This is a genomic window from Argonema antarcticum A004/B2, assembly GCF_023333585.1.
Classification (GTDB): domain Bacteria; phylum Cyanobacteriota; class Cyanobacteriia; order Cyanobacteriales; family Aerosakkonemataceae; genus Argonema; species Argonema antarcticum.
In genome coordinates this window covers 1-17,875 of the sequence record NZ_JAIQZN010000127.1, presented here as the reverse complement: position 1 = coordinate 17,875, position 17,875 = coordinate 1, and the positions used below count along the sequence as shown (strand labels likewise).

Genomic DNA, 17,875 nt, shown 5'->3' with positions numbered 1-17,875 from the left:
AACTGACAACTGACAACTGACAACTGACAACTGACAACTGACAACTGACAACTGACAACTGACAACTGACAACTGACAACTGACAACTGACAACTGACAACTGACAACTGACAACTGACAACTGACAACTGACAACTGACAACTGACAAAAAAATCAACTCAACTGAGGTCTGGGTATGTTACATGAAAGTAGGCAGCCGATGGCTCAGAGAGCCTCAAATCATTTTTCTAATTCATCAAAAGAGTCACCTTTTATTTACGAGCGTCCAGTTATACCTGGCAGACAAGCGATCGCACTTATTTCAGATCACGCTGACCCAGCTGCCGAAGTTGGTAAAGAAGAAGCTGGTGGGCAAAATATCTATGTACGCCAAGTAGGAGAATCTTTGGCAAAATTGGGTTGGCAGGTGGATATGTTCACCCGCAAAAATAACCCAAACGACCCTGGAATTGTGCAGCATTCACCGTTCTGCCGCACGATTCGTCTAGTAGCTGGGCCGGAAAGCTTTATTCCACGAGATCGACTGTTTGAATATATGCCTCAATTTGTAGAGGCATTCCAGAAGTTTCAAAGCAAAGAAGGCACTAATTATCCGCTAGTTCATACCAATTACTGGCTTTCTGCTTGGATTGGCTTGCAGTTGCAAAAATCGAGCAACATTCAGGTAGTCCACACCTATCATTCCTTGGGTGCGGTGAAGTACCAATCTGTTCGCACAATACCTGCGATCGCTTCTACCCGACTCGCAGTTGAGCGGCGGATATTGGAGCAAGGAAACTGCGTTGTTGCTACCAGTCCCCAAGAACGCGATCACTTGCGCCAGTTAGTTTCTCAGCAAGGGCGCGTTGAAGTGATTCCCTGCGGGACAGACATTGATAATTTCCGCGTGCTGCCCAAAGATGAAGCCAGGGCTAAGTTAGGTTTCAAACCGGATGAGCAAATCGTGCTTTATGTGGGAAGGTTCGATCCTCGCAAGGGGATCGAAACGATGGTGCGAGCTTGTGCCGAAACGCAGGCGAGAACGAAGGGAAACCTCCGCCTCGTAATTGCGGGAGGAAGCGATCCAGAGCGTGCGGATGAGCGCGAAAAAGAACGAATCGAGGAGATCGTGCAAGAAATGGGATTGGCAGAGCAAACCCTATTTACGGGATCTGTCGGACACGACTTGCTGCCACTCTACTACACAGCTGCTGATGTGTGCGTTATACCCAGCCACTACGAACCGTTTGGATTGGTGGCGATCGAAGCTATGGCTTGCGGTACGCCAGTGGTAGCCTCAAATGTGGGCGGGTTGAAGTTCACCGTTGTGCCGGAGGAAACGGGTTTGCTGGTTCCTCCACAAGATATTGGAGCTTTTGCTGTGGCGATCGATCGCATCCTCGCAGACGAATTGTGGGCTCAAAAGCTGAGACGACAGGCGTCGGTAAGAGTGCGTCAGAATTTTAGCTGGACGGGAGTAGCAATTCAGTTGAGCGAACTGTATCGCCGCTTGCTAGCTGAGTCGATTATGGGCGAACACTTTAGCCATTCACCCCTGTCCCGCACTTCGGAAAGATCTGTTGCACAAGTCGGACATAAGGTTACTGCAAAAAGTGTGACAAAACAAGCCATATCAACTCCTGTTGCTTAGAACCCACATTCCACACCCTTTTTAACGGGGGAACAGTGTTCTTTCAAAGTCCCCCTTTTTAAGGGGGATTTAGGGGGATTTTCATCGGTTAGGACAACTCCAACTCTTACTTCTGCTTCTTCCATCCCTTACTCCTCTTCCCTCTTCCCTCTTCCCTAGCCCCTAGCCCCTAGCCCCTAGCCCCTAGCCCCTAGCCCCTAGCTATAAATTACCGATCGGCCCTTCTACCTAAAAGAAAATAGGTAGTCATTTCGCCTTTGCCTTTGATCTTGATCGTCCCCCTTTTTTCAAACCAATATTTATCCTGCAATAGCTCATAAGTGGAAGATGTGATTTGAATGTTACCCGGTAGTCCAGATGATTCCATTCGAGAAGCAACATTAACCGTATCACCCCACAGATCGTAGATAAACTTTTTAATTCCAATTACTCCCGCTACCACTTGTCCTGTATTAATGCCGATGCGAATTTGTAATAGCTCGTTTTTTTGGGCTCGAAAGCGGTTAATGCTTGTCTGCATATCCAGTGCCATTTCTGCAATGGCTTCTGCATGGTCATCTCTTGGCACTGGCAAACCGCCTACCACCATATAGGCATCCCCAATAGTTTTAATTTTTTCTAAACCGTGTTTTTCAGCAAGTTCGTCAAAGTTAGAAAAAATCTCATTAAGTAAGTTGACCAATTCTATAGGAGGCATTTTAGCAGAAAGAGGAGTAAAGCCAACAATATCGGCAAACAGAATCGTAGCTTCCTCAAAATGTTCGGCTATTGCAGCGGTATTTTGTTTTAATCTGTCTGCGATCGCTTTAGGCAAAATATTCAGCAATAAGCTTTCTGACTTTTCTTGTGCTATACGCAAAGCTTCTTCTGCTTGTTTGCGCTCCGTGATATCGGTATTCGAGCCCACCATTCTCACCGGCTTTCCCTCTTCATCCCATAGTGCCTGTCCCCGACTCAAAATCCATTTATAGGAGCCGTCCTTGCACTGCTGGCGATACTCGACAGTGTAATAAGGGATTTTCCGATCTAGGTGATCTAGGAGGGTTTTCATTACCCGGTTAATATCATCTGGATGCAAACGACTAGCCCATTCATTATAGTCATTTCTCATTTCGCCATCGAGATATCCCAGCATTTCTTTATATCGGGGGGAGTAGAATATTTCACTCGTTTTGATGTTCCAGTCGAAGATACCGTCATTGTTGCCTTTAAGCGCTAACTGCCAGCGTTCTTCACTTTGTCTGAGGGCTTCTTCTGCTCGCTTGCGCTCTGTGATATCCTCGCCTATATAAATTAAGTAAGTCACTTCTCCCGACTCGTTCATCAGGGGCAGTTTCATCACTCGCTGCCAAATAAGTCCTTGGTATTGACTATCAAATATCTCTTCATGGACAATTAATTCGCGTTTTTCTATAGCTTCTCGATCTTGAGCGATCAACTGTTCGGCAAGTTCTCGATCGACCAAATCGTAGAGGGTGTGTCCGACGGCCCGATCGCGAGGAATAGCATAGACTCGCTCAGCAGTGCGATTCCAGAGTACGTAACGAAAGTTATCCTGCACATCTTTGACAAACAATGCTAAAGGAATACTTTCGACGATGCTATCTAAGAATTGCTGAGATTTTGATAACTCTTTTTCGAGCCGTTTGAGTGTGCTAAGATCGCGGACAACTATTAATACTTCATCCCGCTCGCTCGGCACAACTCTGACTTCTTCGTCATAAACTATACCCTCAATTGTCACTTGCTGATCGAAGATTTGCACCTCACCTATTTGCAGTGTTTGTTCGATATATCCCATCAGGAGTTGTGCAGTATCTGGCGGTAATACTTCAAATACATTCTTGCCGATCGGTGCATCGTCTTTCACTAAACTTTTAAAGTTTAGCGGCGATCTGTAGTCCAAATAAAAGCCATCTTTATTGCAGCGTGCAACTAAATCGGGAAGCCCCGCCAGAATAGCTCGATTCTGTTCCTCACTTTGGCGCAGGGCTTCTTCTGCTTGCGATAGTTCGCGAAGTGCGGCTTGGCGTTCGCTGATATCCCGCGCCACCCAAATAACGGTATCGTTTAACATGGGCGAAATTTTAGCGGCAAACCAAACTTCACGTCCGTCTATTGTGAGGCTATAATCGAACTCTATTGTCTGCTTTGCATCTAAAGCTCGCCGAATTTGCTGCCACCAAGTTTCAGATATTCGATCGTCAAAAAATTGTTCGATCGTATAACTGATTACGTCAAGGTCTGGTTCGTACAAAAGAGCCGTATTCGTTGGCACAATTTCTATATTTCCTTGGATATCTAGTAGCAATACAACATCAGTCATTGCTTCAAATACTGCGCGTATTTTAGTCTCAGAAGATCGTACTTTCTCCTCCATTAACTTGCGCTCTGTGATATCTAGCGCTACCCAAATCGCGCAAGTTTCCGAAATAGGTGAAATCGAAGCGTCGAACCAAAGTTTCTGCTGTCCGATCGTCAGACTATACTCAAAATTAACTCGGATTTGTGTATTTATACTTGTTTGAATATGGTTTAAAAAAGTATCCGCTTGCTCTGCCGTGAAAATTTCATGTATGGTTTTTCCTAATTGTTCCTCAACAGGTTTATATAAAAGTTTTGGATTGGTTGCTACAATTTTTAAACAGCGACCTGCCACATCAAATACTAAAATAATTTCAGTCATTGCCGCCAATATTCCTTGCAGTTCTGCCTTGGCAGCAGCAAGAGACTCTGTGCGCTTCGCTACGCTAATTTCTAATTCTTGATTTGTTATTGATAAAGATACAAATGACTCTTGTAACTGTTTAGCCATCTTGTTAAATGAATTAGCGATTTCCCCAAATATATCAGAGCGATCGCTATTTACTCTCACATCTAAATTCCCCTTAGCAATAGTCTTAGCAGCCATATTTAAAGTTAGAATTGGCTCAGCTAGCCAACGAGATGTAAGGATGCCGATCGGTATAGTTACGAGCAAGGCTACGATACATAACACTATCGTGGTATAAGTATTCATATCGATCTCTTCCATGAAATCAGATTTAGGAATAACAACCACAATCAACCAATCTAAGCCTTTGCTATCTCGCAGTGGCAAAACTTGTACATAAAGTTTATGTTCATCTATTTTAAAATCAAGCTGCTGCGGACTTTGCAATTTGCTTAAGTCTCCGAACCTGGTAGCTAAATAATTAGCGGTCAATCGAGTTAAGCGGTTATTGCTATCAACAGCCTTGAAAGGTTTTGTTTGATTGTTCCCGATTCGGAATGGCTTCTCATTGGTGGAAGTTACCAGTAACTTTCCCGAACTTTCAATAATAAATGCTTGTCCAGATTTACCAATTTTTAGATTCTCTAAGAATTTACCAATGTAATCTAGCCGTAGTGAAGTGTTTAATACACCCCGCACTTGAGATACATCCCGGCTGTAAAGCGGTTGAGTAGCAGTTATAAATAGATTGGGTTTATCAGCTTTGCTCCACATTGGCTTGCCAGCTTTTATGCTATCTATATACCAGTTTTTTTTCGGAATGTTAACATTTTTGATAACTTGTCTAAGAGTAGTGCGATCGCCTTGGCTATTCGTGTTATAAATATAAGAATTATAAAATTTCTCTCCAGCGCGTTTTTCGGTGATACTAATTAACTTCGTGCCATTTTCAAGGAATTCTCCAGCGATCCGATCTCCCTGAGTATTCGTTACTGAAATAGATGTGATATAATCAAACGACTGAACTTGCCGCCATAGATATTTCTCCCAAGCTTGCAGCTTTTCTGTGCTGAGTAGTCCTTCTGTAACAAGATTTTGGTTAGTTTGATTAATCTGATAAGGTGTAGCGAGGAATATTTGCAGATTCTGCTGAATGCGATCGCTAATCTGTCTCCCAAACTGGGCCGCAACTTTGTTAACTGCTTCTTCTCCATTTTTAAATGAGAAATATCCCGTCAGTCCTACCGCCCCCACCATTTGCAGAACGAACGGTACTACAAGGGCAAGATGCAGGGGCATCTTTTTGGAAGCCTTGGAAATTCGACGGTTTAACGCTTTCAATAACATCAGTTTATATTACCTAACCGACTTGTACGTCAATTGCTACTTACATTACACACCCCAACTTTCACATAGATTGAAATAAATAGCTACACCATCACTGTACACCTAATATAAGATAATGTTCGCGCTCTGGAGCAGATAAAAGTAAGCTTGTAAGGTCAAAAATGTATGATAATTTACATGAGAAAGCAGCGCTTATTTTTGCTGGCGATCGCCCTGTTGCTGATTGCGCTTTCCTGGTGGGGTGTGGCGGCGGCACGAAGTGGGTTGGTTGTGCGATCGATCCGGCATAATGGAGTGCCGATGTTGTATATTGCACCACAGCCTTCAGGGAAAATACCAGGTGTGCTGATAGCGCACGGCTTTGCAGGTTCCAAGCAGTTGATGTTAGGCTACGGGCAGGTTTTGGCCCACGCAGGATACGCGGCGATGCTGTGGGATTTCGGCGGACATGGCGCTAATCCAGCACCGTTAGAGGGTTTTTCACTTCAAAAAGACCTCGATATTGCTACTGCCGCCCTCCTAGAACAACCAGAAGTAGATTCGACTCGTTTGGCACTTTTAGGCCATTCTATGGGCAGCGGTGCAGTGATGTCAGCGGGTATTCGCGATCGCAACCGCTTCGCCGCTACCGTAGCGATTTCCCCAACGGGTGCAGCAGTAACGCCTTTTGCCCCGCGTAACCTCCAGTTGCAAGCAGGTAGTTGGGAAGGTGGTTTCGTAAATAATGCACAGCAATTGCTTAAAAAAGCAGGTGAAGAAAATAATAACTTATCTCAGGGACGGGGACGAAAACTGGTAATCGTACCCAATGTAGAACACATCACCATTCTTTTTAGCGATGCCAGTCACCAAGCAGCGCGAAGATGGCTGGATGCTACTTTTGGCGTGCAAAATAACAGCAACTATGTCGATCGTCGGATGGTTTGGTATGGTTTACACTTATTAGCATGGTTGATTTTATTGGCAGCAATTGCGCCTAGTCTTACTTTGCATTCTACCCAACATGAGGCGAGAGTGCTGCCAATAAAAAGCTACTTCGGTTTACTTTTAGCCCCACTTCTGGCCAGCAGTGTGCTTCCATTAATCAGTCGCGTAGCGAATATTCAAAATTTGGGTGGCTTAATGGTAGGCGGCGCATTAGGAATTTGGTTTTTTGTTGCTGGTACAATCTGGCTAATTATCCTGTTGCGTGTGCCGCGCCCTACAATTCTGGCAATAGGAATAGGCTTATTATTCTTTGCTATACTTTGGATGGCTTTTGGTGCGATCGCACAAATAGTATGGCTTCAATGGTGGCTAATTCCAGCGCGTTTAAAGTTAGTTCCCCTCTTATCTATAGCCTGTTTTCCCTGGTTTTTAGCATCAGGAATATCGCAACAAAACGCCGATCCAGTTAAACGAGTAGCGTGGTGGCTGTTGGAAACTACAATGCTAATCGGCGGTTTGCTTTTAGTGCTTTCCCTTTTACCGCAACTCGGTTTCATCTTCCTCGTACTGCCGCTATTTCCCCCAATTATGGCCATTCTCTCATTTGCTGCTAGCCAAGTTAAAGAAACGTGGAGTTATGCCATTGGGAGTGCTATTTTCTTTGGTTGGACGATCGCATCTGCTTTTCCTTTGGCTGCATAATAGAGTAATTCCAGATTTCCGATTTTAAATTTGCGATCGCAGCTTTCGATCATCCGCACAACAACGGTTGACACCTAATTAACTTATCATCAAACTCGGCATCCCAAGGGAAATAACCTGACTTGTCAGGCCAAAAACATTGTATAGCAGAAAAAGAATTATCGTCACCGTAAAACCATTCAGCAAAGCACAAAAACTCAACACGCTGATATGATGCTACAGTCTCAAAAATAATTGAGTAGTTTTCGATAAAATCCGAATATGGCTGACCCGTCACTATAGGTGTACCAGCTTTCACGAAACTGCCGATATCGTTAATAATGTGACCCATAATTTGATAAGGCAATCCAAACATAATAATCTCAGGATGTTTGAAAGAATGCCATAAACCGATCGAGTAGGCAAAACCAGGTTTCATCGTTTCTGGATCTGCACCCACAGCCATAACGTGCCAACCTACTCTTTCCACATCATCAACAATTTTCTTTTTTACTGGGTCATTGATGTGACGGTATTTCATTTTTAATCCCCCTTGCCTAAAGCAGCCTTCTTTAGTATAATCATAATTCTCAGCTTTGCCTAGATTATATTCCTATGAATATCTTACAAAATCATCACAAAGTGGTAATTTTTGATACTACCATGCGTGATGGAGAACTTACCCCTGGTATTCAAATGAACATTCACGAAAAAATTAGCATTGCCCAACTGCTAGAACAGATGGGCGTAGACGTTATTGAAGTTGGTTATCCAGGGAAGTATGAAAAAGATTTTGATGAAATATTCGAGATATCTAAAATAATTCAAAAATCTACTATCTGCGGACTGGCAAGCTCAAATAAAGAGGAAATCCTCAGCGTTGCCAAAGCCATTAAACCAGCGGCGAAAGGAAGAATTCATACTTATACATTAGTCAATCTAAAAAATCAATTTAAAATCAGTCAAGAAGAAGTATTAGCCACAATCAAGGAAAGTGTTTCATTAGCGAGAAATTACTGCGATGATATAGAGTGGAGTGCTTTTGATGCTACCAGAAGCGAACCGGATTTTTTGTGTAGAGCGGTAGAAGTTGCCATCAAAAGTGGAGCCACTACTGTTAGTATACCTGACAGCTTAGGATTGCTCTTACCTGAAGAATTTGCCCAACTTCTACACAGTATTTTTAACCGAGTTCCCAATATCGATCGAGCCATTGTTTCAGTACATTGCCACGATGATTTAGGCATGGCGGTTAAAAATTCCCTGATCGCATTAAACTGTGGGGTTAGGCAGATCGAATGTTCGCTCAACGGTTTGGGTGCGAGAAAAGGTAATGCCGATTTAGAAGCAATTGTTGAGGGAGTTTTAGAACAGGAAGATTTTTCTATAGAAATTGAAACATCTTTAATTAAAAAAGCCTCAAAATTAGTTAGTAAAATTACCGGGATCGAAAAGAAAAAGCAGGCGTTATCTTGGGGCAATGGCGACGCATTACCCAATAAAAATCATTGATTTTTTAGAGAGTTTATCGGGGTACGTAGTTGCGCTAAAGCGCAACTACGTACCTGCGGATCGATCGCAATTTTCTAGCCTACCAGCTAAAAGAGCGCTAAAGCGCAACAACGTACCTGCCGATCGATCGCAATTTTCTAGCCTACCACCAGTGCAACCCAAGCGATCGATTTTTCAATTACTTCAAAACATCATATACTCAAAGATTGCACCTTGTTCGCGATCGACTAAACTACGGAGATAAAAACCTTGGGCATAGAACTACGCAGTTACGTATTTCTAGACAACTTACAGCCTCAGTACGCAGCTTACTTAGGCACGGTGGCGCAAGGGTTTTTGCCATTGCCGGGGGATACGTCGCTGTGGATTGAAATCTCGCCGGGGATAGAAATTAACCGCATTACTGATGTCGCCTTGAAATCCGCCTCTGTACGTCCAGCGGTGCTAGCTGTTGAACGACTTTACGGACTTTTAGAAATACATTCTAGCGCCCAAGGCGAGACGCGAGCAGCTGGTAAAGCGATACTGGAGACGATCGGAGTCCGCAGAGAAGATTGTATCAAACCGCGTGTTATTTCTAGCCAGATTATTCGCAATATTGATTCCTACCAAACACAACTAATCAATCGCGGACGGCGCGGACAGATGATTCTGACAGGGCAAACGCTTTATGTGTTAGAAGTTGAGCCTGCGGCTTATGCAGCACTGGCGGCGAACGAGGCAGAGAAAGGGGCGATGATTAACATTTTAGATGTTCACCCGATCGGCAGCTTCGGACGGGTATACTTGGGGGGAGCGGAACGCGATATTTTGGCGGCTTCCAAAGCGGCGCTAGGGGCAATTGAAAGTGTGCCGGGGAGAGACAATTCTACGGATGGGCGGAAGGAATGAGCGGGGGCAGAGGGGCAGGGGAGCAGGAGAATAAAAATGTTATTTTTTTGAACAAAAGCATAACAACTCCGAAAGAGCCTGAACAATGAACAATTAGCAAATGACTATTGACAAATGACAAAATCTAATTACTCAACCACAACAGCAGGGATTATTGAGCAAGCTAAAATTCGCGAAGATGCTCTGCCACTCAGGAACGAAAAGTGTCGATCGCAATTTTTTTTCCACCCTCATCCCACATCAAAAGTTTGCCTTCTCTTGCACGGATTTACCGCTGGCCCCTACCAGTTTGAACCGCTGGGAGAAGCATTTTTTCAGGCTGGTTACAATGTAATAGCTCCCTTATTACCCGGTCATGGTATTGCGGGAGATTGGAATGGCGATAATCCCCCTCCTCTGCCAGAAGACGCTCAAGTTTATCAACAATTTGTACTTGAGTGGTTAGAACAAGCTAAACTTTTAGGAGAACAGGTAATAGTCGGAGGATATTCGGTTAGCGGCACTTTAGCAGCTTGGTTAGCTCTGGAACGTCCAGAAGAAATAGAAAAATCACTACTATTTGCTCCCTACTTAAGTAGCAGTATCAAAATTACAGATTGGCTCGTTTCCATTCTCCCTTTTTATTATGAATGGCTCAACAAAGATAATCCAGGTAATTTTGGCTATGAAGGTTTTTCGATCCCTGCATTGCGGCTGTTTTTAGATATGGGTGAAGAGATTATGGAGCGAGTAGAAAACAGTCCGGTTACGCCCATGTTGATTATGGGTAGTGAGAGCGATCGGGCCATCAACCTTGAGGAACAGCGCGATTTGTTTGAAGCCGTACTGCAACGTCAGCCTAACTCCTGGTATTACTGCTTCGACAAATCCTTAGATATCCCTCATACAATGATGACAAAATTAGAGGGAAATGAATATCTGGATATACTCATCACTCTGACGAAAGCTTATGTGGAAACCGATTTACCTTGGTTTATTATCAAGGAAATTGCTGATCAGATGCTGCCAGGAAAAAGTTTCGATGCTGTTGTGGAAGAATTGAATATCGCTCAACAGGTTTGCCCTGATTTGCGCCTGATGATGACAATGGTAGACAAGGAAAGCATTGTTGACGAGGATGAGTAGAGAAAAGCCAAAATTAAAGCTGAGTTTAGAATAACCTAAGTAGGTGGGCGTAAATAAACTGAACACCCAGAAACCCGGTTTCTCCAAGAAACCGGGTTTCTTTTATGCCCATAGTACCTGGTATTTTAGCGCGTCGCAAATTACTGGTAATAGGAATAACAACTACAGTTGTAGTGAAGCGATCCAATGTATTTCTTTGCACCAGAATAACTGGTCGTATGCCAGCTTGTTCTGAACCTCTACTTGGATTCAAATCAGCTAAATAAACATCTCCCCGCATTAAAGTATATCCTCTTTTTCCAGATTGGGTAAATAATTTTTTAAAACTGCCTCCGACAAAGCTAAATCTGATAAAGCAAACTCATTTTTAATAGCCTCAGCTTCTTCATCAGAAATACTATCCCAATCCTGAAATAATTGTTTTTTATGCAACGAAGTAGCATATTTTAGAACTTGCTCTTGTTCTGAAAAGGACAGGGTAGAGATTATTTCGATCAATTGTGTTTTCAATATTTCTGTTGTTTTAGTTGTCATTATGCAAACTCAACAAACTCTAACTAGATTATAACATGATGTGGCGATCGCTTTTGTTGAATTGGAGAGTGCGTTCGCTCAGCGTGCCGTAGGCATATCGCGATGAAAGGGGATGGGAGTGCGATCGTGCTTGTTGAATTAGAAAATGGGATCGCGTTTGTGAAATTAGAGAGTGCGATCGCATAGAATAATAGTTAGTCAAGATGTGGTGTAAAGGAGAGATTAAACTGGTTGGATATACATCCTCGCGTATTTCAGCAATTAAACGATGAGCGGTTAGGGAGTCTTGCTGGCAAACTTAGTACAGATGAACTACTGCGTTTAGTAGACAACCCATCAGCACAACGTTTCTTAGACACCCGCAGCAACAATATTAATATAATCCAAGAAGTAGAAGGCCGACTTCTAAGAATTACCCTTTCTGGAGACAGTAAGCGGATAATTTCAGTAGGGCCAATTCGGACAAATTTAGTCAGAAACCGCATTGTTAGCGGTGACTTTATTCCACTGACCTAGAGGTACTGGTGATGGCAAAAATTCATATTTCCGAAATCCAAGAAATTTTAGCACAAAAAGGTGCAGAAGATGCGAGGCCAAATCCAAACTTAGGATATTTTCTGGAAATTCGATTTGACGATCCTCAGTTAGCTGCTAAAGTAGTTGATGAAGAATTGCAAAATAAAACTATTACAGCTGATTGCCCCTACGGAATGGTAACAATTGAGTTTGACAAATACGGGCAACTAAAATCGATTGATTTGAGTTAATTTAAGTTTAAGACCATCGTGCTTTTGGGATGTGGGTGCGATCGCATCTTTTTTTGTCTACTCAAATCTTGCACTTGCGCTGACAGCCCGCCTGGGGTTCAAACCCCAGGCTAATAGCGAAAGTCCACTTAAGTGGACTGAATAAAAGAAAATATGTATTTAGTCGGATCAATCCGACTTCAGCTATTAGGCGGGGAATTTTTTTTCCTATCTAACAGCAAAGAGCGATCGCATTTCCCACAGAGGTCAAAAGTGCGATCGCATCCTCACTCGTGCTTCATTGATTACTCCTCAACAAGCTGACGATCGCCTTCACTAAAACTTCTGGCTCAATCGGCTTTGCCAGATGTTGTTGAAACCCTGCTTGCAGCGCTTGTTTCCGATCGAACTCTCCGGCGTAGGCAGTAAGCGCGATCGCGGGAACTTGCCCACCCTCCTCATCGGATAACGCCCTCACTTGCCGTAACAACATATAGCCATCCCGATCCGGCATCCCAACATCGCTCAACAATATGTCTGGTTGGAACTGGGCCAGTGCTGTTAGTGCTTCAACAGCCGTCGCAACAGTCACTACCTTTGCACCTTCCTGTTCTAGTAAAAAGGAAATCAACTCTCTCATGTCCGGCTCATCATCGACAACCAGCACCCGCCTCTCCGATAAGGGTTTATTGGCTGTGGAGCCTTCGGAAAGTGGTGCCTGAGAGTTTTCTTGCTTGCTGTCCTTCCTTGATAGAGGCAGCCTGACTGTAAAGGTGGCCCCTTGTCCCTCACCCTGGCTGTCTGCCTCAACCGTACCGCCGTGCAGTTCGACCAGATGACGCACGATCGCAAGCCCCAGTCCCAATCCGCCAAACTTGCGAGTTGTAGCCCCATCTTCTTGGCGGAAATAGTCGAATACGTAGGGCAGAAACTCTCGGTTAATGCCAATTCCTGTATCTGTCACTGTAATTTGAGCGCGATCGCCCACACGAGTTAAGCGCACCTCAACGCGCCCCCCTGCTGGGGTGAATTTGACCGCATTGGAAACCAGGTTCCACACGATTTGCTGCAAGCGGCTAGAATCTCCTAAAACTCGCTCAATATCAGCATCCAATATTGTTTTAACTTCAATCGCTTTGGCTTGTGCTGCCAAACTAACGGTTTCGATCGCCGATGCGACGGTTAAAGCTAAATCCACCGGACAAACATTAAGACTGAGCTTGCCTTGTAAGATGCGAGAAACATCCAGCAAATCTTCAATCAGTTCAGCTTGCAGTCTGGCATTGCGTTCGATCGTTGCTAACGCCTGTGCGGTTTTGGTTTCATCCAGTTTGCGCGTTTGCAACATTTTTGACCAACCGAGAATTGGATTCAGGGGCGATCGCAACTCATGGGATAGCACCGCCAAAAACTCATCCTTAATCCGGTTTGCCTGTCTTAGCTGTTCCGCTTGCTGCTGAAGGGAAGCGGTTAGATTTGCCCGATCCAGAGCGATCGCGATCTGATCGCAAGTCGATTGCAGAAACTCAATTTCTGCCGCCGTGAAGTGCGTGCGAGTGAGACTAGCAAAGGAAAGTGTACCCAATAACTGCCCCTGAGCGATTAACGGTTGACCCGCATAAGCCGTAGCACCTATTGAGCAAATCGCTTGAGCATTGGGGTGAGTAGAAAGTCGATCGCGATCCAAGACAAGTTGCTGTCGCGTTTGGGCCACTAATCCGCACAGATATTCGCCAAATTCAATCCATTCTATCGCCTGCGCTACTTCCTCAGAAATGCCTTCATAGTTTCGCAAATGCAGCATTTGCCGATTGTCTTTTTCTTCCACCATGAAGTTGTAAAAATAGTGCATATCCAGTTGCGCTGAGAGTTTGCTAAATAGCGCCTGCATCATGGCCAGAGGTTGTTCTGTCGAAAGCAGATCGCGAGTAGTTTCATACAGCAATTCCAGTCGATCGCTAGCTTGCTTTTGTGCAGTTTTATCCTGCAAAATGTTGACGAATCCTAGTGGATTACCTGCTTCGTCCAACAGAGGCATCATCAATCCACTTGCCCAAAAACGGCTCCCATCTTTGCGGATATGCCAACGTTCGTTTTCTACCCGTCCTTGTGTTAAGGCAATTTGGATTTCAGTTTTGGCTCGTCCCTGTTCCTTATCTTCGGACGTGAAAATTATCCGACTCGGACAGCCGATCGCTTCTGTTTCAGCATAGCCTAACAACCTTTCTGCTCCCGAATTCCAACTATCAATAATGCCATTCAGATCGAGGGTGAAAATCGCATAATCTTTAGCGCTTTCAAAGACCAGACGCAGGCGAGATTCGCTTTGGCGCAGAGCTTCCTCAACTTGTTTGCGATCGCTAATATCAGTATTAGTGCCGAACCAGCGTAGAATTTGTCCAGATCCATCTCTAATCGGCACGGCGCGAGACAAAAACCAGCGGTAGGTTCCATCTCGGCCTCGAAGTGGAAAAGTATCTTCCCAGTCTACGCCCGCTTCAATACTGGAGCGGAAATGCTCAATGACGCGATCGATGTGTTCCGGGTGATGCACCTGCTGCCATCCCCAGCCCTGCATTTCCTCTAGCGTCGTACCCGTGTAATCAAACCAGCGGTGGTTGTACCAAAAAATCCAGCCAGTTGCATCTGCCATCCACGCAAACTGAGACATATTATCTGCCAGAGTGCGGAACCGTGCCTCACTCTCGCGCAATTCGGCTTCGGCAAGTTTGCGATCGCTAATATCAGTTGTAAAACCCACGAGCCCAATCACTTCTCCTTGCGGATTGCGCTGCAAATAGCCCCGTTCCCATACTTCTACCCAGTAACCCGCTTCATGCCGCACGCGATATTCGCTTTCATAGCGATCGCCACTCCCCAGAATCGACGGAAACCTGGACTCTATCCGCTTCATGTCATCGGGATGCACCCGTTCTATCCACCATTCCCGCGTCGGCAGCGCATCTTGGGCGCGGACTCCCACCAACTGAAACAACCCCTCAGAGCGGTAGACTGTCTGGGTTTGCAGGTTCCACTCAAACACGATACCCTCGACCGATCGCATTGCCGCATTGAAGCGATCGTTGCTCAATGCCAAGTCTGCTTCCATGCGTTTGCGTTCTGTAATATCCATAAAAGCACCAACACATCCCCGCACTGCTCCTTGCTCGTCAAATAACGGCACCGCATTCACCCACCAGTCAAAGGTTGCTCCATCCGATCGCACCATTTTAATGTCCACATCTCGCACTTCCCTACCCCGTGCTACTGCCAATTGCATGGGCAATTCTTCTCCGGGAATGTCTACCCCGTTGCGAGTTTCCCGAAAGGGGCGAACTACATCTGCGGTAGCAGAAACGTTAGCATCCGGCGGCACGGTCAACATCGCCTGACCAAACCCGTTGACATGAATGAACTTACACTCTGGATCGTCCGCGATCGCCACACCCACCGGGAGAGCATCCAGAATCGTTTGCAGTTCATCAACTCGTCGAGCGAGTTCAAGGGATAGCCTTTGAATTTCCACATCTGAGGCTTTGCGGGAGGTGATATCAAAGCAAACTCCGGCAAACCGCACCGCTTCTCCCGCTGCATTGTAAAGGAATCTTCCGGTTGCCGCTACCCAAACAATCTGTCCGTTGTCGGCTCGAATAATTCGATATTCTGGGTTGTAGAGCGATCGCTCCCGTTGAGCCATCTCCCACGCCTGCATCACTCTTGCTAAATCATCGGCATGGACGCGGCTCTGCCACATTTCCTGGGTGGCTGCTCCACTCGGTACGGGTTCGTATCCCAAAAGGCTGAAGGAATTGCCAGACCAAATCGTTTTACCAGTCTGCAAGTCTGTATCCCAAGTCACCATATCCGCCCCTTCAATTGCCAGGGTCAAGCGTTCTTCGCTTTCTCGCATGGCTTGGATCGAGCGATCGCGATCGAACACAATGCTAGCAACTTGGGTGCCGAAATCCGCCAGTTGATATTCCCAATCTGTCGGCATCCGCGCCTCGTTGAAGCACAGCATCAACGATCCCAGAGGGAGACGATCGATGCCCATCACGGGCTTAGAATGACAGGCTAGAATGCCATGAGCTAGGCATAAATCTCGCCATTCTTGCGACCAGCGATCGTCGTTGGCAATGTCGGTGCAGGTAATCGGCTGACCCCGATACACTGCCTCCCCGCAAGTGCCAATGCACAAATCGTTAATCGGCAAACCCTCGGCTCCTGCACCAAAAGATGCTAAAAAATCAGGAGTGATGGAGCGCTCAAAAGTCCGCCCTAGAGCATCTGTCAACAGAAAGCAGGCTTGGGTACCTGGATTGAGACGGGATACTGAAGCACACAATGCTTGAAGACAGTCGTCTAGCGGTTGCCCGGATGCGATCGCTTCTAGCAGTCGTTTCTGTTCGACTAAGAGGAGTTCGGCAAGTTTGCGATCGGTAATATCCGCCAGCAAAACAGTCAGTCCACTGGGTGAAGGGTAAATTCGATGGTCATGCCAACAATTCCAAGGATAGTAAAGATAATCAAACTGGATCGGCGTTTGTTGGCTTATTGCCCGATGAAACTGCACGTAAGCATCGGTGTCAACGGCAGCGGGAAATAACTCCCAAATGTTCTGACCCAGAATTGCCGATCGCTGCATTCCTACCATTTCACAATAGCGATCGTTGATGTAGGTGAAACACCAATCGCGATCGAGTACGTAAAATCCATCGTTGATGCTAGAAAGTACCGTTTCTAGCTGTTCTTTCGCCGTTTGCGTCTGTGTCCGCGCCTCTTGTTCTCCCTCCATTGCTGCCTGTAAAGTTTGCAAGGATGCTTTCGCTTTTTTGAGAGCTATGCGCCGCGATTGAGTGAGTGATGCGATCGCGACTGCCGCCATTACAAACGTACTTAGCTGAACGATCGTCCCAAAATTGTGGATGTCTAAGGAATAGAATGGCTTAATAAAGAAATAATTGATTGCCAGCGTAGACAAAATTGTTGCCAGCAACCCAGCCCCCAAACCGCCATACCAAGCGCTCACCATCACCGCTATGAAAAACAGGGGCATCGTGGTAGGATAGAGCCAGGGTAAAAGCGATCGAGTTAGTCCCAGCGCGATCGCTACGGAGGCGATCGCCACACCATAGGGAGCTAGTCGGACATCTCTGAAAATGCTTTTCACTCCCTCAGAACTCACGCTTTCTCCTCCCAATCCGAAAAATATTGCGATCGCAGTGCCTTACTGCATTCGCGAAGCGTTGCATCTGGCGAATTAGCTAGCTCCGAGAGCAAGATGTAAATTTGCTTGAGTGCCAAGGGCGAAGGCGTAGCGTGTCCATTTTCCCAACGATTAATCGTGGGAAAAGTCATCCCTAATTCATCGGCAAACTTGGACTGAGACAACTTCATCGCTTGCCGCAATTCTCGCACCAAATTAGCGATCGCTGGTTGTTCCGCATTCAGCCTTTGTATCTTCAGAGGCATCCGAAGTAACGGGTATAAAGCTCTTTATAAGACTTTTAACCGATCGTCCCGGTCGGTCATCTATCTCAAGATGGATTTGAGTTATAGCTTATAGCCCGCCTGGGGTTCAAACCCCAGGCTAACAGCGAAAGTCCACTTAAGTGGACTAAAGAAAATAGTTTTCAGTCGGATAAATCCGAATGCTCTCCTAAGCTGCTGTGCATCTAATTTTACAGTCAACTGGCTCTTTCGGAGTTGCTATGCTTTTGTTCACCTAAGAACATTTTTATTTCTTTTCGCCTCTCCCACTCTGCCAC

General features: G+C 45.4%; 14 protein-coding genes. 7 read left to right on the top strand and 7 right to left on the bottom strand.

The window, feature by feature from the left end; genetic code table 11:
- The first annotated feature begins 272 nt into the window (after window positions 1–272).
- Window positions 273–1,631: a glycosyltransferase family 4 protein gene (locus LAY57_RS31835; protein WP_420839168.1), complete on the top strand. Its 1,359-nt coding sequence runs from the start codon at window positions 273–275 to the stop codon at window positions 1,629–1,631.
- 208 nt (window positions 1,632–1,839) lie between these two features.
- On the opposite strand, the gene LAY57_RS31830 is transcribed toward LAY57_RS31835, so the two are convergent.
- Window positions 1,840–5,643: an adenylate/guanylate cyclase domain-containing protein gene (locus LAY57_RS31830; RefSeq protein ID WP_249071198.1), complete on the bottom strand. Its 3,804-nt coding sequence runs from the start codon at window positions 5,641–5,643 to the stop codon at window positions 1,840–1,842.
- A gap of 225 nt (window positions 5,644–5,868) precedes the next feature.
- On the opposite strand from LAY57_RS31830, the gene LAY57_RS31825 reads away from it, so the two are divergent.
- Window positions 5,869–7,320, top strand: a complete 1,452-nt coding sequence (locus LAY57_RS31825; RefSeq protein ID WP_249071197.1) for an alpha/beta fold hydrolase — start codon at window positions 5,869–5,871, stop codon at window positions 7,318–7,320.
- A gap of 49 nt (window positions 7,321–7,369) precedes the next feature.
- Here LAY57_RS31825 and LAY57_RS31820 read toward each other — a convergent pair whose 3' ends face one another.
- Window positions 7,370–7,840: a DUF4262 domain-containing protein gene (locus tag LAY57_RS31820; protein WP_249071196.1), complete on the bottom strand. Its 471-nt coding sequence runs from the start codon at window positions 7,838–7,840 to the stop codon at window positions 7,370–7,372.
- Between the two features lie 74 nt (window positions 7,841–7,914).
- Here LAY57_RS31820 and LAY57_RS31815 point away from each other — a divergent pair, with 74 nt between their 5' ends.
- The 3 genes from LAY57_RS31815 to LAY57_RS31805 all read left to right on the top strand — a co-directional run bounded on the left by LAY57_RS31815 (window position 7,915) and on the right by LAY57_RS31805 (window position 10,827).
- Complete coding sequence (locus LAY57_RS31815) at window positions 7,915–8,811, top strand: hydroxymethylglutaryl-CoA lyase-like TIM-barrel protein (protein WP_249071195.1); 897 nt, start codon at window positions 7,915–7,917, stop codon at window positions 8,809–8,811.
- A gap of 249 nt (window positions 8,812–9,060) precedes the next feature.
- Window positions 9,061–9,702 (top strand): beta-carboxysome protein CcmP, encoded by a 642-nt coding sequence (gene ccmP, locus LAY57_RS31810; protein ID WP_249071194.1) that lies wholly within the window; start codon window positions 9,061–9,063, stop codon window positions 9,700–9,702.
- Window positions 9,703–9,816: 114 nt separating this feature from the next.
- Window positions 9,817–10,827, top strand: coding sequence for an alpha/beta hydrolase (locus LAY57_RS31805; RefSeq protein ID WP_249071193.1), 1,011 nt, complete (start codon window positions 9,817–9,819; stop codon window positions 10,825–10,827).
- A 25-nt stretch (window positions 10,828–10,852) separates the two neighbouring features.
- Here LAY57_RS31805 and LAY57_RS36720 read toward each other — a convergent pair whose 3' ends face one another.
- Genes LAY57_RS36720 through LAY57_RS31795 form a run of 3 tightly spaced genes read right to left on the bottom strand, consistent with a single transcriptional unit; the run spans window position 10,853 to window position 11,563 of the window.
- Window positions 10,853–11,107: a type II toxin-antitoxin system PemK/MazF family toxin gene (locus tag LAY57_RS36720; RefSeq protein WP_420839167.1), complete on the bottom strand. Its 255-nt coding sequence runs from the start codon at window positions 11,105–11,107 to the stop codon at window positions 10,853–10,855.
- Window positions 11,107–11,361, bottom strand: coding sequence for a hypothetical protein (locus LAY57_RS31800; RefSeq protein ID WP_249071192.1), 255 nt, complete (start codon window positions 11,359–11,361; stop codon window positions 11,107–11,109). The genes LAY57_RS36720 and LAY57_RS31800 overlap by 1 nt, the downstream gene beginning before the upstream one ends.
- 28 nt (window positions 11,362–11,389) lie before the next feature.
- Window positions 11,390–11,563: a hypothetical protein gene (locus LAY57_RS31795; RefSeq protein WP_249071191.1), complete on the bottom strand. Its 174-nt coding sequence runs from the start codon at window positions 11,561–11,563 to the stop codon at window positions 11,390–11,392.
- A 29-nt stretch (window positions 11,564–11,592) separates the two neighbouring features.
- Between LAY57_RS31795 and LAY57_RS31790 the strand changes: the two genes are divergently transcribed.
- Both LAY57_RS31790 and LAY57_RS31785 read left to right on the top strand, forming a co-directional pair.
- Window positions 11,593–11,877 (top strand): hypothetical protein, encoded by a 285-nt coding sequence (locus LAY57_RS31790; RefSeq protein ID WP_249071190.1) that lies wholly within the window; start codon window positions 11,593–11,595, stop codon window positions 11,875–11,877.
- Between the two features lie 11 nt (window positions 11,878–11,888).
- Window positions 11,889–12,128: a hypothetical protein gene (locus LAY57_RS31785; RefSeq protein WP_249071189.1), complete on the top strand. Its 240-nt coding sequence runs from the start codon at window positions 11,889–11,891 to the stop codon at window positions 12,126–12,128.
- 277 nt (window positions 12,129–12,405) lie between these two features.
- Here the strand turns inward: LAY57_RS31785 and LAY57_RS31780 are convergent, their stop codons facing one another.
- Complete coding sequence (locus LAY57_RS31780; protein ID WP_249071188.1) at window positions 12,406–17,292, bottom strand: PAS domain S-box protein; 4,887 nt, start codon at window positions 17,290–17,292, stop codon at window positions 12,406–12,408.
- Window positions 17,289–17,579, bottom strand: coding sequence for a helix-turn-helix domain-containing protein (locus tag LAY57_RS31775; RefSeq protein ID WP_249071187.1), 291 nt, complete (start codon window positions 17,577–17,579; stop codon window positions 17,289–17,291). Before LAY57_RS31775 ends, LAY57_RS31780 begins: the two co-directional genes overlap by 4 nt.
- Window positions 17,580–17,875 lie beyond the last annotated feature (296 nt).

Excerpts from the sequence above, each read along its gene's own strand:
- LAY57_RS31830 (WP_249071198.1), bottom strand. The coding sequence starts at position 5,643 with ATGCCCCTGCATCTTGCCCTTGTAGTACCGTTCGTTCTGCAAATGGTG.
- LAY57_RS31825 (WP_249071197.1), top strand. The coding sequence starts at position 5,869 with ATGAGAAAGCAGCGCTTATTTTTGCTGGCGATCGCCCTGTTGCTGATT.
- LAY57_RS31820 (WP_249071196.1), bottom strand. The coding sequence starts at position 7,840 with ATGAAATACCGTCACATCAATGACCCAGTAAAAAAGAAAATTGTTGAT.
- LAY57_RS31815 (WP_249071195.1), top strand. The coding sequence starts at position 7,915 with ATGAATATCTTACAAAATCATCACAAAGTGGTAATTTTTGATACTACC.
- LAY57_RS31805 (WP_249071193.1), top strand. The coding sequence starts at position 9,817 with ATGACAAAATCTAATTACTCAACCACAACAGCAGGGATTATTGAGCAA.
- LAY57_RS36720 (WP_420839167.1), bottom strand. The coding sequence starts at position 11,107 with ATGCGGGGAGATGTTTATTTAGCTGATTTGAATCCAAGTAGAGGTTCA.
- LAY57_RS31800 (WP_249071192.1), bottom strand. The coding sequence starts at position 11,361 with ATGACAACTAAAACAACAGAAATATTGAAAACACAATTGATCGAAATA.
- LAY57_RS31785 (WP_249071189.1), top strand. The coding sequence starts at position 11,889 with ATGGCAAAAATTCATATTTCCGAAATCCAAGAAATTTTAGCACAAAAA.
- LAY57_RS31775 (WP_249071187.1), bottom strand. The coding sequence starts at position 17,579 with ATGCCTCTGAAGATACAAAGGCTGAATGCGGAACAACCAGCGATCGCT.